This is a genomic window from Pseudozobellia thermophila, assembly GCF_900141855.1.
GTDB lineage: Bacteria > Bacteroidota > Bacteroidia > Flavobacteriales > Flavobacteriaceae > Pseudozobellia > Pseudozobellia thermophila.
The window spans coordinates 43,162-57,873 of the sequence record NZ_FQYU01000001.1 but is presented as its reverse complement, the minus strand read 5'-3'; the positions used below and the strand labels follow the sequence as shown (position 1 = coordinate 57,873).

Below are 14,712 nucleotides of genomic sequence, written 5' to 3'. Positions count from 1 at the left end.
GCATTTGCGGGGTTTTTGAATATCTGTATTTGAACAATAAACTTAAAAGGAGAGGCTATAACCCAAGGAAAACGACATTCCGGGCTCCCTGAAAGAAGACCGGTTCGTAATTCCCCCAAAAGACTCGTACAAACTCTCACGGTCATCGTTTAGTATGTTGTTGGCCTTAAAGCTCACCTTAGAGCGCTGTTCCTCGCCGAACGTTTTGGAGATGTTGAAGTTCAGGCTATTGAAGGGTTGGATGAACACATCGGCATTCTGCCCGAAACCGATAATTTCCAAGGTCTTTCCCTGTACGTTGTAGAATAGGCCGGTCTCAAAGCCGCTTTCCCGATTGTCGTAGTTTAGGCCTACATTTATAAGGTAGGGCGACTGGCCTTGCAATTGCCGTGTATCGTCAATGGTCTCACCGTCGCGGGCAAAGATCTGTCTCGTCTCGTATTCCTGGTCTTCGCCTTTGGCCATTTCGATTTTGGAATCGATAATGGAAACGTTGAGGTTGAGGCTGAGGTCGCTGAGGCCCTCTGAAACGAAACCGAAGTTTTTGCGGGCCTCCAACTCTACCCCGAAAACATCGGCCGAAGGGGCGTTACGCGGCGTAATCTGGTTGGGGGCGACGTTGCTGTAGGCGACGATCTCGATGGGGTCGGTGAATTTTTTGTAAAAACTGCTTAGGGCCACCATTTGGGCCTGATTGCCGAAAATTTCGAACCTAAAGTCGAAATTGTCGATATAGGTGGGCACCAAATCGGGGTTACCGATAAAGATCCTACCGGTCAGCAGGTCGGTGATCTGTACTACCGAAAGTTCCTTAAAACTCGGTCTTGCCGTAGTCTTTGAATACGACACCCTAAAGTTCATATTTTCCTTGAATCCGTAGATCAAATTTGCGGAAGGAAAGAAATCGAGCTCGTCTATGGTCTTTTCGTTGTCGAATACTTCGGTTCCCGTATTGTTCTGTCCCGTAAAATACGTGGTAAACTGTTCGGCCCTCACACCTAGGATAGCGCGGAACTTTTCGGAAAATTTAAACTCGTTCGAAAGGTAGGCCGCGATCGTGTTCTGTTCGGAGTCGTAACTGTTGGCAGGTTGAAAATTACCCCTGATGTAGGAGCCCGAATTGTTGTCCAAGGTCCAGATGTTCTCGTCCGCCAAAATTGCGTCGGGGTCGCCGTTAAGGTCGGCCGTGGTAAAGTTACGGAAAGCGATGTTGTAGTTTTGTATTTCGTATTCCCGCTGTTTATAGCTATATAATCCGCCGAATTTTAGCAGGGACTTGTTGCCGAACAGTTCATAGCTCTTCGAAAAATCGACCTTTCCTACCGCATTGACCTCCTCAAGATCCCTCCACAGACGTTGCGGGAAACCGGCATCGGAGCTGATGGAGAAGCCATCGGGGTCGATAATGAAGGTGGTTAGCCTTACGTCTTTGTCCTCAACCTTGGCCAAGGTGGGCGACAGGCTCCATTCGGTAGTGAACGACGCATCTTCCGAGGTGTGTTTCCCCGAGAGCAATACGTTGGTCACCGAACGCTGGTAGTATTCCAGGTTGTCCTTGACTACATCGATATTATTGGAAAGCTGCGTTTCTTGGTTGTATAATGCCGCCTTGGTCTCCCCATTTTGAATGTGAAGAAGGTTCAATCGATATTTTGATTTTCCTGTTTTATAGGACAGTCCGGCCAGTGCCGATGCCAATACGTTGTTGGAGCCCAGGTCGCCTTGTTGTATCCGGTCGAAACGCAGTTCGTTGACGTCGCTGTCGGGACTTTTTTGATAGATGCCGTTTTCAAAACCCTCGTAAAAGGTAGTGGTGTTCTTATAGTCCAACGAGGCGATAAAGCCCAATTTGTTGTCCTCACCGACATCGAACTGGTTGCCGTAGCTAAAACCAAGGCTGAAATCGGGTTTTGAATTTTGCCTTTCGGTGGCGAGTGTTTTATCGAATGCACGTGTAATACCTTCCAAAGTGCCGTTCTCGGCTGAGTTTGACGGGCTGGGAATGTCGGTGCTCTTCGAAATGGGCAAATCCCTAGTTCCGTCGTCGAATCCGAGGAAATCGGTTCCCCCGCCTTCATAGCTTACATAATTGTCTTGAAAGTGCATGCCGGGGTTGTATCCGATAGATGCCGAAAATGACATTTGTTTTTGGGTGGGGAAATCTTTGGTGACGATATTGACCACACCCCCGGTGAAGTCGGCCGGCATTTCGGCCGCGGCCGATTTAAGAACGATTACATTCTCTAGGATGTTCGTTGGGAAAATGTCCATTTGAACCGTGTTCTTGTCCGGATCGAGGCCTGGGATGTCCATTCCGTTCAAAATGGATTTGGTATAGCGGTCGCCCAATCCCCTAACGTATACGTATTTCCCTTCTTGCACCGATACTCCGGGCACTCTTTTTACGGCCGAGGCGATATTGCTGGCCCCCGTGGTTTTTATGGCCTCCAAGGACAAGCCGTCCATTAGGGTCACCGAATTTTTTTGAAGGTTCAAGACCGAGGCTTCCGTATTCTTTCTAACGGTGGTCGTTACGACTACTTCATCCAATTGGGAAGATGCCGGCTCCAGGGTAATGTTCACCTCTACCGTTTCATTGGCCTTGACTTCCACCCCTGTTACTTCTTTGGATGTATACCCAAGATAGGAAAATGATACGGTATATGTGCCAGGTTCCACTTCTAGCGAATAGGCCCCGTCAAAGTCGGAAGAGGCCCCGATTGTGGTCCCTTTGATCAATACATTGGCAAATGGCAGTACATCGTTAAACTCACCGTCCATCATTTTTCCGGTTATGGTCCCGGTTTGGGCAAGGCACCACTGTCCGAGGACAAGGGTGGTTGCCAAGAGAATTTTCTTTAGCATTTTCTGTTAGTTTAAATAGCGCTCAATTATTTAATAAAATAGTCCAAAGGCTTAATTTTAAGCCTTTGGACACTATTATCTTTTAGTAATATTACTGCTGCCTATTCCAGTTCGCTTGAGGCCAAGGCCCATGAAAATACCGATAGGTCGGCACCTACTCCTTCACTGGCCTCAGCGGCACTTGTGATGGAGCTGGCGTTGTCGGTAAACTTGCTTTCGTCACCGGCAGTGTAATCGCCAGCGAAAATGGCATCCAGTGTAGTGCCTTCAGGAACTACGATTTCCCAGTTCGAGAAGCTGATACGATCGGCGGAAAGTTCCGCTGCCGAGTCGGCACCACTGATGCTAACGGTAGACTCTGCCGCGAATCCGTAGGCCAAAACATTGTTGAGGTCGGCAATAAGGCCATCCCTTAACTCGGCGTACATGCTCGATGTTCCCGCACCGATCAGGGTAATGTTCTCCATGGTGAAACCACCTTCGGTAGCGGCACTTCCTTCGGGGCCGTCAAGTTCAAGACCTGTTCCCGATTCGCCTCCCATGATAATTACACCGTTCGACAGGGTCCCGCTCCAGGCTTGGTCGGCATCGAAACCGTCGTCGCCCTGTGCCCAGATAATGGCATTGGTCACATTAACGGTTCCGCCGAACCATTCGATACCGTCATCCTGGTTGGCTACAACCTCAATGTTCTCGATGACCGTACCCGATCCTACGCCACCAAGGGTCAGGCCGTTGATTTCGTTGTCTTGTCCAATAGTGATACCACCGTGGCGGATGGAGATGTATTTGAGGATACCCGAGTTGTCCTCAGGCTCGTTACCGCCGTATTGTCCGTAAGACTCATCGGCCGGCAAGCCTTCGATCTGGGCCGTTTCAAGGTCTCCGTTTACCGAGATGGGCGCCTTGCCCAAAACGATGAGTCCGCCCCAAAGTCCTGTATCGGAGTCGCTCAAGGTACCGGTTGTCTGCCCCTGTTCGATACCGTCGAGTACGGAAGTGAAGATGATGGGGCTGTCTGCAGTTCCCTCTGCCATAATTTTCCCGCCTTGGTCGACGATAAGTGCTGAGGCAAGGGTCTCTTGACCTTCCTCGCCCTTGATGATGGTACCGGCCTCGATGGTCAAGGTAACACCGTTGTCAACTACTACCCGGCCATCCAAAACATAGATGTTCTCCGCGGTCCAGGTTTCGTCTTCGGTAAGAATGCCGGTCTTTGTTATGGTAGTTCCCAAGGGAGCGGCAGGAATTGCTCCTTGACTGGCGCCCAAGGTCCATGAGAAAACGTCTATGTTGGCACCTACACCTTCACTTGGCGATCCGACCGCCGTGGCATTTTCCAAGAATTTACTTTCGTCACCGGCAGTGTAATCGCCAGCAAAAATGTCGGCCATTACCAAGCCTTCGGGCAATACCACTTCCCAGTTCGAGAAGGAGATACGATCGGCGGCAAGTTCCGCTGCCGAGTCGGCACCACTGATGCTAACGGTAGACTCTGCCGAGAATCCGTAAGCGAAAACATTGTTAAGATTGGCGATAAGGCCGTCCCTTAACTCGGCGTACATGCTCGATGTTCCCGCACCGATCAGGGTAATGTTCTCCATGGTGAAGCCACCTTCGGTAGCGGCGCTTCCTTCGGGACCGTCAAGTTCAAGACCTGTACCCGATTCGCCTCCCATAACGACCACACCGTTCGATAGGGTACCGCTCCAAGCTTGGTCGGCATCGAAACCATCGTCTCCCTGTGACCATACCAAAGCATTGGTCACATTAACGGTTCCGCCGAACCATTCGATACCGTCATCCTGGTTGGCTACGACCTCAACGTTCTCGATGACCGTACCCGATCCTACACCACCCAGGGTCAGACCGTTGATTTCGTTGTCTTGTCCAATAGTGATACCACCGTGGCGGATGGAAACGTATTTGATGACACCCGAGTTGTCCTCAGGCTCGTTACCGCCGTATTGTCCGTAAGACTCATCGGCCGGCAAGCCTTCGATTTGGGCCGTTTCAAGGTCTCCGTTTACCGAGATGGGCGCCTTGCCCAAAACGATGAGTCCGCCCCAAAGACCTGTATCGGAGTCATTCAAGGTACCGGTTGTCTGCCCCTGTTCGATACCGTCGAGGACAGAAGTAAATATGATGGGCTTGTTGGGCGTACCCTCTGCCATGATTTTTCCGCCTTGGTCTATGATAAGTGCAGAGGCCAGGGTCTCCTGACCTTCCTCGCCCTTGATGATGGTACCGGCCTCGATGGTCAAGGTAACACCCTCGTCCACTACTACCCGGCCATCCAGAATATATATGTTTTCGGCTTCCCAGGTTTCGTCCTCCGTAATAATACCCGTTTTGGTAATTTCCTCACCTGCGGGATCTGGATCCGGGTCGGGGGTTGGGGTTGATCCACCGTCGTCACTGCTACATGAGGCAATAATGACTAATGAGGCAATGGCCATTAAAGAGAAAAGAGATTTTTTCATTTCGTTGCTATTAATTTCATTAATTGAATGTTGGCATTTGAGAAATACCTGATTAATTGAATACCGCAAATAACGAGAGGGGCTGTAAAAGTCGGGTTACGTGCACATTAAATCTGTTTTGCAATAAGGTTAGTTTAATGTTACTACATTAAATCAACGTTAAGACGGTTTGGGGTATATGTATTATCTTTATCTTGGTGCGGTTAACTTATGAGTAATACAAGATGAAAAAGAAAGACATCAAGATTTTGTTGGTAGACGATGAGCCTGATATTCTGGAGATTATAGGCTATAACCTTTCCTCTGAAGGATATCAGATATTCACCGCCAAGAATGGTGTTGAAGGGGTGGCCCTTGCCAAAAAGAAGCAGCCGCATCTCATAATTCTTGATGTGATGATGCCCGAGATGGACGGTATCGAAGCCTGTGAGGTCATTCGAAGTACCCCTGGTCTCGAAAACACCATCATCACGTTTCTTACCGCCCGGGGCGAAGATTATTCGCAGGTGGCCGGCTTCGATGCCGGTGCGGACGACTATATTACAAAACCCATCCGGCCAAAGGTATTGGTGAGTAAGGTCAAGGCCCTGTTGAGAAGGCTTAAGGAAGACCACGCCCCCCAGGAAGATATCGTCAAGGTCGGCAATATCGTTATCAATCGCGAAGAGTACAAGATTGTGAACGACGGCAAGGAACTTGTTCTGCCCCGTAAGGAGTTCGAACTTCTGGCCTTGTTGACTTCCAAACCGAGCAAGGTGTTCAAAAGAGAGGTGATCTTGGATCGGGTTTGGGGCAACGAAGTGGTCGTAGGTGGCCGTACCATTGATGTCCATATTAGGAAACTTCGCGAAAAAATCGGGGAAAACCACTTTAAGACCGTTAAGGGTGTCGGGTATAAATTTGTGCTCTGATCGATAACTTTCCTTGGTTTCAACTTATTTACGTTAATTTTGTTCGCGGATCCATAAACATGTAACGTGGTCCATCTGCTACCAAACTAAAGTAAAAAATGGCCACACAGCTAAAACGGTCGTACCGATTTGCACTGCGATCATCATTGTTTGTTTCCTGTGTTTTCGCGGTGGTATTATCGGGCTTGTTGTTCCTTTGGGGTGTCTTTGACCCCCTTTTGGTGATGGTCTCCGTGCTCTTGCTTTTTGCGGTGGCCTTCAGTGTACTTCAAATTAGGATCGAACGCTTCATTTATCGCCGTATCAAGCAGATTTACGACGATGTGACCTTGTTGGAGGGGTCTTCCTTGGTTTCCGGCCCCATTACCACCGATATGAAAACCTTGACCGAGGAGATCGAAAAATTCGCCAAGGACAAAAAAGTCGAGATCGACACCCTGAAAATCAGGGAGGAATACCGAAAAGAGTTTTTAGGCAATGTTTCCCATGAGCTAAAAACCCCCCTGTTTACGGTACAAGGCTATATAGAAACCCTGTTGGACGGGGCCATTAACGACAAAAACGTCCGAAAGAAATACCTGCAAAGGGCCAACAAAGGGGTGGAGCGGCTTATTTATATCGTAAAGGACCTCGACCTTATAACCAAGCTCGAGGTGGGCGACCTCAACCTTAAAAGGGAAAAATTCGACATCATCGAGCTTATCCAGAGTGTCTTTGATCTTCTTGAGATGAAGACCGAAAAAAAGAACATCGTCCTTACCTTCGATATGGAGTATAACGAGCCCATCTACGTGTTCGGGGACAAGGAGAAGATCCAACAGGTAGTGACCAACCTTTTGGTCAACTCCATCAAATACGGACATCCCGAGGGTACGACCGAGGTCAGCGTGGAGAACCTTATAAAGAACAAGGTAATCGTCAGGATCACCGACAACGGGGAGGGTATTCCCGAGCAGCATATTCCCAGGCTCTTCGAACGGTTTTACCGGGTCGATAAGAGCGGTAGCCGAAGCGAGGGGGGCTCCGGCCTGGGGCTATCCATTGTCAAACATATTATCGAGGCGCATAACGAGAAGATTTATGTGGAAAGCGAAATAGGCGTCGGTTCCGAATTTTCGTTTACCTTGGAAAAGGCGGGGCCCGACGATGGGGAGGCACACGAAAAAACAGAGGACTGAATCAAAGAAAAGGAATATTGAGTGGGAAGCAAGAACAAGCTTAAACGGTTTAAGGAAAACGAGACTTTTGCAAATGTAATTCAACCGCGTAGGGAAGAAGTAAAGAACGGCTTCCCGCTTCGCGGAAATTGGGCGGGCCATTTTGGCAACGACCATCCGATCGTGTTGGAACTGGGTTGCGGAAAGGGCGAGTATACGGTAGGTCTGGCCCGGCGCGATGCCCAAAAGAATTTTATAGGTATCGATATCAAGGGGGCGCGATTATGGCGTGGCGCCAAGACCGCCTTGGAAGAAAACCTGGGTAACGTGGCCTTTTTGCGCACCCAAATAGAACTGGTGGACGAAATTTTCGGCGAAAACGAAGTTTCAGAAATCTGGATCACCTTTCCCGACCCCCAAATAAAGTACAAGCGTACGAAACACAGAATGACCAATGCGGCCTTCTTAAAAAGATACCGACGTATTCTAAAACCGGACGGAATCGTGCACCTGAAGACCGATAGCGAATTCATGCACGGGTATACCCTGGGCCTCTTGCACGGCCTCGGGCACGAGGTAATCTATGCCAACCACAATGTGTACAAGAACGAGGGAAGTCCAAAAGAGGTGTTGGAGCTTCAAACTTTCTACGAAAAACAGTACCTTGAAATCGGAAAACCGATCACGTATATCCAATTCAAGGTAAACTGAACATGTTGCACTTGTCGATCTTGTTTTTTGCGACCTTTTCCGCTGCCTTCATGGCAACGGTACCACCGGGCCTGTTGAACATGAACGCGGCCAAGACCAGTGTAGAAAAAGGCAAGGCGAACGGTATCATCTTTAGCTTGGGCGTTTCTACGGTTGTGGTGCTGCAGGCTACGATAGCGGTGTATATTTCCAAGTTCCTGCACAAGAACCCCGAGGTAGTGGATGTGCTGCTTAAGATTGCCGTGGGGGTGTTCGCCTTTTTTGCCGTCTATTTTTTCGTCGCGGCCAAAAAAAACAAGAGAAAAGACCCGGAACTGGTCGAGGTAAGCAAGAAAAACAGCTATTTTAAGGGGATGTTGCTGGCCGCGCTCAACCTGTTGACCATTCCTTATTACAGCGGACTCAATATCATGTGGAACGCCTCGGGGTGGATCAAATTCGAGGTTTGGGATATTCTGACCTTTATTTTGGCCGCCGGTGGTGGAACCTTTACCGTACTCTATATGTACACCGTGTATTTCAACAAATTGGAGCGTAAGACCGATCGCTTCTCCAAGAACAGCAATTACATCCTGTGTGTGTTGATGCTCATACTTTTGGTAATCACCCTATCGAGAATATTCTATTGAATGAAAGCCGAAAACAAAAATTTTTTTCAAAAGGTATACGAGGTCGCCAGACAGATTCCAGAAGGCCGCGTTACCTCTTACGGTGCCATAGCCAAGTACCTGGGTGCGGCCCGAAGTGCCAGGATGGTGGGCTGGGCCATGAACGGTGCTGGTGCGGTAGAGGGGGTTCCGGCGCACAGGGTGGTGAACAAAATAGGCCTGTTGACGGGCAAGCATCATTTCGAAGGAAGCAATTTAATGCAGCAGCTCTTGGAAAACGAGGGTGTTAAAGTGGTCGATAATAGGGTAATCGATTTTGAAAGGCATTTCTGGGACCCCTTTAAGGAATTGGGTTAGTCGCGGTGTTTAATCAAAGGTCAGGGTAAAGACCGTTTCTTCGTTCGAGTTCACCTGAATGTTCCCACGGTGCAGTCGCATAATCTGTTTCGATAGGCTTAGGCCGATTCCCGTGCCGGTTCGCTTTGTGGTAAAAAAGGGCACAAAGATCTCGTCGATCATGTCAGGGGAAATTCCCGGTCCGTTGTCCCGAACCTGTATGAATTTCTTGTTTTTTTTGTCGATACCGGCCCATAGCTCGATTTTGCCGTTTTCTTGGTCGCCCAACGACTGCTGTGCGTTCTTGCCCAAATTCACCAAGACCTGGGTAATTTGTTTGACATCGATGTACAGTTCCAGGTCCTTGGGAACGACCGATAGTTCGATCTCGGCTTTGCTGATGCCCGATTTTTCGCCCAGTAACATCTTTACCTTGTCCAGCAGCCGTATGGCCGGTATGAGCTCCCTGTCAGGGTCAGGGACACTTAAAAACTTGCGGTACGACTGTACAAAGTTCATTAGGTCGTTGCCCTGTTCACGGATGACCTCGAGACCTTTTACGGTACTTTGCAAATGTTGCTCGGGCAATTCTTCACTAAGGGCTTCGGCCTGCCCTTTTTTATAATATTTGAGTATCGATTCCGAAATGGAGGTTATCGGGGTTATGGTGTTCATGATCTCGTGGGTGAGTACGCGTATGAGCTTGACCCAAGAGTCGGTTTCCTTCTCGTCCAGTTCCTTGCGTATGTCCTGTACCAATACGAGCAACAAAGCTTGGTCGTCTACGTTGATGGCCGTGGTCTTGAGGGCAAGATCCGTCTTTTCGCGCTCATTGGTCAGCTGGTGGGTGCTGCTGCCGAAAGGTTGAAGGTCGGCAAACTTTTCGTAGAGGTCGATGTCGATCTGTTTTAACTGCTTCACATGGTTCAACGGATGGTAGTTGAGGAGTTTTTCTATGCTGGGATTGGCGTAGAGGATATGGCCCTTGGGGTTGATGGTCATAATGCCGATATCGGCATGTTTCAGGATTTCTTGGTAAAACTGTTCCTGGGCCTGCTTTTTTAGATGGATGTCCTGGATCATCGAGTTGAGCGTGTTCAGGCTGTGGTTCAGCTCCTTGAGCGAGCGTACACTTAGTTTTTCCGGGAAGCGCAACGTAAAATCCTCATTTTTTATGGCATCGAAGAAATACGCTATTTTTCTATTGGTCTGGTTGACGTAGTAGATCAAGAAATAGGTCTGCACAATGAGAAGTACTAGGGCCAATGCACATAAAACGTACCTGCCGTCGAAAAAGAGGAAACCCAAACCCAACGACGTAAGGGTAAGGAGTACCGTACGTAAAATAAGCTGTAAGTGAATGTGCCTGCTTACCATTTTTAGGGGCTTATTTTCCTATTTTCTTGAGTTTGTTATAGAGCGTTTGCCTTGAAATGCCCAACTGTTCGGCGGCCGCGCTATAGTTGCCCCCGTTTTGCTCGAGGGCCCTTTCGATCATTACCTGTTCCATTTCTTCCAAGGTTGCCGGACCGTTCACGTGGGTGGCCATCGCAGTTTTGTTGCTCAGCAAAAAATCATCGGGCTTGAGGACATTTCCCTCGGAAAGGATAACGGCCCTCTCAATGGTGTGCAGCAGTTCCCTGATGTTTCCGGGCCATTTGTAGGCCATCAATTTTTCTTGGGCGGCCTGGTTGATCCGGAGTCCGTTTTTTCCGTATTTGGAGGCGAATTTCCGTAGGTAAAAATCGGCCAGGACCAAAATATCCTGATCGCGTTCCCTGAGGGCCGGTACTTCGATGCGTATGGTATTGATCCGGTACAGCAGGTCTTCCCTAAAAAGCCCCTCCACTACCATTTTATCCAAATCTTCGTTCGTTGCACAGATCAAGCGGATATCGACCGGAACGGGCCGGTTGGAACCTACCCTGACGATTGTTCGGTTCTGGATGGCCGACAGCAGTTTGGCCTGGGCCTGCAGCGATAGGTTGCCAATCTCATCCAAGAACAGGGTACCGCCATTGGCGGCCTCGAATTTTCCGGCGCGGTCTTCCTTGGCATCCGTAAAAGAACCCTTTACATGCCCGAAAAGCTCACTTTCGAACAGGTTTTCGGAAATCGACCCCATGTCTACCGATATAAAAACCTCGTTGCACCTACTCGACAGTTTATGGAGTTCGCGGGCTATGAGCTCCTTGCCCGTACCGTTTTCGCCCGTAATCAATACGTTTACATCGGTCTTCGCCACTTTTGATACCAGTTTTAAAACCGAGTTTAGGGCCTTTGAATTGCCAATAATGTAATTCTTGTTCTGGTTGATGACCTGTTTCAGGTGGCTTTCCTTACGCTTGAGTTCAGTGACCTGTTTCTTCGATTTTCTAAGCTCATAGGCCGATTTGACCGTGGCCAACAGTTTGTCGTTGTTCCAAGGTTTTAGAATAAAATCGGATGCCCCCTCCTTCAGGGCTTTTACCGCCAGGTCGACGGCGCCATAGGCCGTCATCATTATAACGGAGGTCTGGGGCGCCTTTTTCCGTAGCTCGCGCAGCCAGAACAAACCTTCGTTCCCCGTATTTACCCCGGCTGAGAAATTCATGTCGAGCAGCACGATGTCAACCTCCTTTAAATTCGGATAGGAGGTAATCTGGTTCGGGTTCGAAATGGTCCGAATATCCCTGAATTCAAATTGCAATAGAATTTCCAGGGCACTGAGAACGCTCTTGTTGTCGTCAATGATCAAAATCTTCGCATCTATCATTTGATTGCCGGAAGCTTTACGGTTGCACCTAAAACTACAACATGCTTTTGAGGTTTTTGCCTTACTGTCTAAAAATTGGACAATTGTTGTACATATTTTTTACAGTTGAATGGGGGTGATTTTTATTTTTTATTTGTAATACATTGATATACAATATTTTGTGTTGTTGGCACGGGAATCGTTGTAAGTTTGGCACATCTGAAATGATATGAATTACCTGATCAAGCTTTTAATAATGATTTTGTTGCTCCTATCCGCCAAATTGGCCGGACAAGAAGTCTGGACATTGGATGAATGTGTTGCCTATGCGCTGGAAAACAATTTACAGCTCAACGATTATGAGTATACCAACCTATCGCAAAAGGAAACCTACGCCCAATCTATTCGTAACCTGTTGCCGACGGTCAATGGGTCCTCCAACTATTACATCAATTTTGGGCGTAGTACGGATCCTTTTACCAACGATATCGTAACCACCGATTTCTTTACCAATAACTATTCCTTGGAATCTTCGATAGACCTGTTTCAGGGCTTTCAAAAAATAAATGCGATCAAGGCTTCTAAGTTTTTGTACAAGGCCACGCAAGAAGAGGTACTGCAACAGAAATTTCTTTTGGCCTTTAGGGTAATGCAGGCCTTTTATGACATTCAGTTTTTCGAGGGGTTGGTGGCCATATCGCAAGAGCAGTTGGCCGTTTCCAAAGCCAATTATGAGTTGGTCAAAAAACAGATCGAATTGGGGCTAAAGGCAGGGGCGGATCTATATGAGGCGGAATCTTTATTGTTGACCGACGAGCTGAACCTTACCCAGAGCAAAAATCAGTTGGCGACCGCCAAATTGACCTTGATCCAAGAAATGAACCTGGAGAATACCTCCGACATCGATATCCAAGAACCGTTGGATAGTGTTACCTTGGATTTTGATAAGGAGGAAATAAAGTCGGATTTGGTGTATAACGAGGCCAGGGATTTTCTTCCGTTGATAAAGGCACAGGAACTTAGGGCCAAAGCGGCCAAAAAACAGTTGGCCGTATCACGTGGTAGGCTATACCCCTCCCTATCCCTTTTTGCCGGTGTGGGTACCGGATACTTCGAGACCACACGCGACTCCCTGGGGAAAACATTGCCCTTTAGGGAGCAGTTTAGGGACAATACCTCGCAGTATATAGGTGTTAGCCTGAGTGTTCCCATAAGCAACGGTGGGTCGGCATGGTCAAGGGTAAAGCAGGCCAAGATAGAAAAGCTTAGGGCAGAGAATAATTTAAAGACCCAAGAGCAGGTGCTTTTTCAGACCATTCGGCAATTGGTGCAGGATTACAATTCGCTATTGGTAGAATTGGCGCAGAGCGATAAAAAGGTAGAGGCTCAAAACTTGGCCTTTACCATTGCGCAGAAACGATACGAGAAAGGACTGGTCAGTGCCTTGGAGCTCTTTACGGCGAAAAATTTGTTCGCCAGTGCCCAGAACGAGAATTTACAGGTACGGCTTAAGGTGGAAATAAATAAAAGCACCCTGGACTTTTACAGGGGGCTGCCGGTGTTTAATATAAATTAGATTTAGATCAATAGGTACGATGGATATACAATTAGAAAAGAAAAAAGGGTTACGCCCCAAACATTATGGGTATATGGCAATAGGCTTGTTATTGCTCTTTGTAGGCTATCAGCTGTTGTTCGCCAATTCGGTGTCTACCTTTAGAACGGAGAAGGACAAACTTTCGATCGCCGAGGTGACCCACGGCAAATTTGACGATTACATTACCATCAACGGCAATGTGGCACCTATTACCACCATTTATATGGATGCTTACGAGGGGGGGCGTGTTACCGAGAAGTTGATAGAAGAGGGGGCTATGGTAAAGAAAGGTGACATTATCCTAAAATTGGAGAACATGAACCTTTATGAGCAAATTTTGGCCAGTGAAAGTAACTTGGCTTTGAAGCAGAACGATCTACGGTCTACAAAATTGACCTTCGATTCACGCCAAGTGGAAGGGCGTCGGTCCTTGGCCACCGCCAGTACGGATCTTCAGCGATTAAAAAGGAATTTTGAACAAAACCAGGCGCTTTATGATGATGAGCTCATATCGAGGGAAGTCTATTTAAAATCAAAGGAAGATTACGAGCTTTCGAAAAAGCAGTATGAAATAATAAAGAAGCAGACAGAAAACGATGATGAGCTTCGCGAAACATCCTTAAAAGGTCTCGATGCCGATTTGGCCCGTATGCAGAAAACACTGGGCATGGTGTACCAGCGTCTGGATCATTTAAATGTGCGGGCGCCTGCCGATGGGCAATTGGGGTATCTCGATGCCGAAATAGGCCAGAATATATCACAAGGCCAACGCATAGGGCAGATCAACGTGCTGACCGATTACAAAATTGAGGCCGATATAGACGAACATTATATAGACCGGGTAAAGCGCGACTTAAGTGCCGTTTTGGAACGTAATGGAAAGGAATACGCCTTGAGGGTCAGAAAGGTATACCCCGAAGTACGTAGCGGAAGGTTTCGCGTAGATCTTGTCTTTACCGAAAACAAGCCCGAAACCATACGCGCCGGGCAGAGCTACAATATAAAACTGCAGTTGGGCGAATCCAACCAGGCCTTGTTGGTACCGAAAGGAAGCTTTTTTCAGAGCACGGGCGGCCAATGGATCTTTGTGGTAGGTCCCGATGGTGGAGAGGCCTTAAAAAGACCGATCCGAATCGGCAAACAGAACTCCAGGTACTACGAAATACTTGAAGGCCTCGATGCCGGTGAAAAAGTGATTACGAGCAATTACGATAGCTTTGGCGAAGCGGAAAGAATTGTATTGAAATAAAAGAAAAGCGTCACATCTGGCTTATTTAGGTGTCATTATATCAACCCATTAAAATCAAACA

The 14,712-nt window shown here is 48.0% G+C and carries 11 protein-coding genes; 7 read left to right on the top strand and 4 right to left on the bottom strand.

Annotation, left to right across the window (positions count from 1 at the left end; genetic code table 11):
• Positions 1 to 42 precede the first annotated feature (42 nt).
• Together BUB37_RS00230 and BUB37_RS00225 are read right to left on the bottom strand one after the other, a co-directional pair.
• Positions 43 to 2,865: a TonB-dependent receptor gene (locus tag BUB37_RS00230; protein WP_072986563.1), complete on the bottom strand. Its 2,823-nt coding sequence runs from the start codon at positions 2,863 to 2,865 to the stop codon at positions 43 to 45.
• Positions 2,866 to 2,966: 101 nt separating this feature from the next.
• Positions 2,967 to 5,348 carry an autotransporter outer membrane beta-barrel domain-containing protein gene (locus tag BUB37_RS00225; RefSeq protein ID WP_072986561.1) on the bottom strand — a complete coding sequence of 794 codons (2,382 nt, stop codon included), beginning with the start codon at positions 5,346 to 5,348 and terminating at the stop codon, positions 2,967 to 2,969.
• 224 nt (positions 5,349 to 5,572) lie between these two features.
• On the opposite strand from BUB37_RS00225, the gene BUB37_RS00220 reads away from it, so the two are divergent.
• From BUB37_RS00220 to BUB37_RS00200, 5 genes are all read left to right on the top strand, one after another.
• Complete coding sequence (locus BUB37_RS00220; RefSeq protein ID WP_072986559.1) at positions 5,573 to 6,259, top strand: response regulator transcription factor; 687 nt, start codon at positions 5,573 to 5,575, stop codon at positions 6,257 to 6,259.
• Positions 6,260 to 6,483: 224 nt separating this feature from the next.
• Positions 6,484 to 7,437 carry a sensor histidine kinase gene (locus tag BUB37_RS00215; RefSeq protein ID WP_397459873.1) on the top strand — a complete coding sequence of 318 codons (954 nt, stop codon included), beginning with the start codon at positions 6,484 to 6,486 and terminating at the stop codon, positions 7,435 to 7,437.
• A 21-nt stretch (positions 7,438 to 7,458) separates the two neighbouring features.
• On the top strand, positions 7,459 to 8,127 hold the full coding sequence (gene trmB, locus BUB37_RS00210; RefSeq protein ID WP_072986555.1) for a tRNA (guanosine(46)-N7)-methyltransferase TrmB: 669 nt from the start codon (positions 7,459 to 7,461) through the stop codon (positions 8,125 to 8,127).
• A gap of 2 nt (positions 8,128 to 8,129) precedes the next feature.
• A complete protein-coding gene (locus BUB37_RS00205) occupies positions 8,130 to 8,756 on the top strand; it encodes a LysE family transporter (protein WP_072986553.1) in 627 nt (208 codons plus the stop codon).
• The gene (locus BUB37_RS00200; RefSeq protein WP_072986550.1) at positions 8,757 to 9,092 is read left to right on the top strand and encodes an MGMT family protein; all 336 of its coding nucleotides are present in this window, start codon (positions 8,757 to 8,759) and stop codon (positions 9,090 to 9,092) included.
• A 9-nt stretch (positions 9,093 to 9,101) separates the two neighbouring features.
• Here the strand turns inward: BUB37_RS00200 and BUB37_RS00195 are convergent, their stop codons facing one another.
• Both BUB37_RS00195 and BUB37_RS00190 read right to left on the bottom strand, forming a co-directional pair.
• Positions 9,102 to 10,448 carry a sensor histidine kinase gene (locus BUB37_RS00195; RefSeq protein WP_072986548.1) on the bottom strand — a complete coding sequence of 449 codons (1,347 nt, stop codon included), beginning with the start codon at positions 10,446 to 10,448 and terminating at the stop codon, positions 9,102 to 9,104.
• A gap of 10 nt (positions 10,449 to 10,458) precedes the next feature.
• Positions 10,459 to 11,826 carry a sigma-54-dependent transcriptional regulator gene (locus tag BUB37_RS00190; protein ID WP_072986546.1) on the bottom strand — a complete coding sequence of 456 codons (1,368 nt, stop codon included), beginning with the start codon at positions 11,824 to 11,826 and terminating at the stop codon, positions 10,459 to 10,461.
• 235 nt (positions 11,827 to 12,061) lie between these two features.
• Between BUB37_RS00190 and BUB37_RS00185 the strand changes: the two genes are divergently transcribed.
• Positions 12,062 to 13,381 carry a TolC family protein gene (locus BUB37_RS00185; protein WP_244526683.1) on the top strand — a complete coding sequence of 440 codons (1,320 nt, stop codon included), beginning with the start codon at positions 12,062 to 12,064 and terminating at the stop codon, positions 13,379 to 13,381.
• A 73-nt stretch (positions 13,382 to 13,454) separates the two neighbouring features.
• Complete coding sequence (locus tag BUB37_RS00180) at positions 13,455 to 14,651, top strand: efflux RND transporter periplasmic adaptor subunit (RefSeq protein WP_317616536.1); 1,197 nt, start codon at positions 13,455 to 13,457, stop codon at positions 14,649 to 14,651.
• The last annotated feature ends 61 nt before the right edge of the window (positions 14,652 to 14,712 follow it).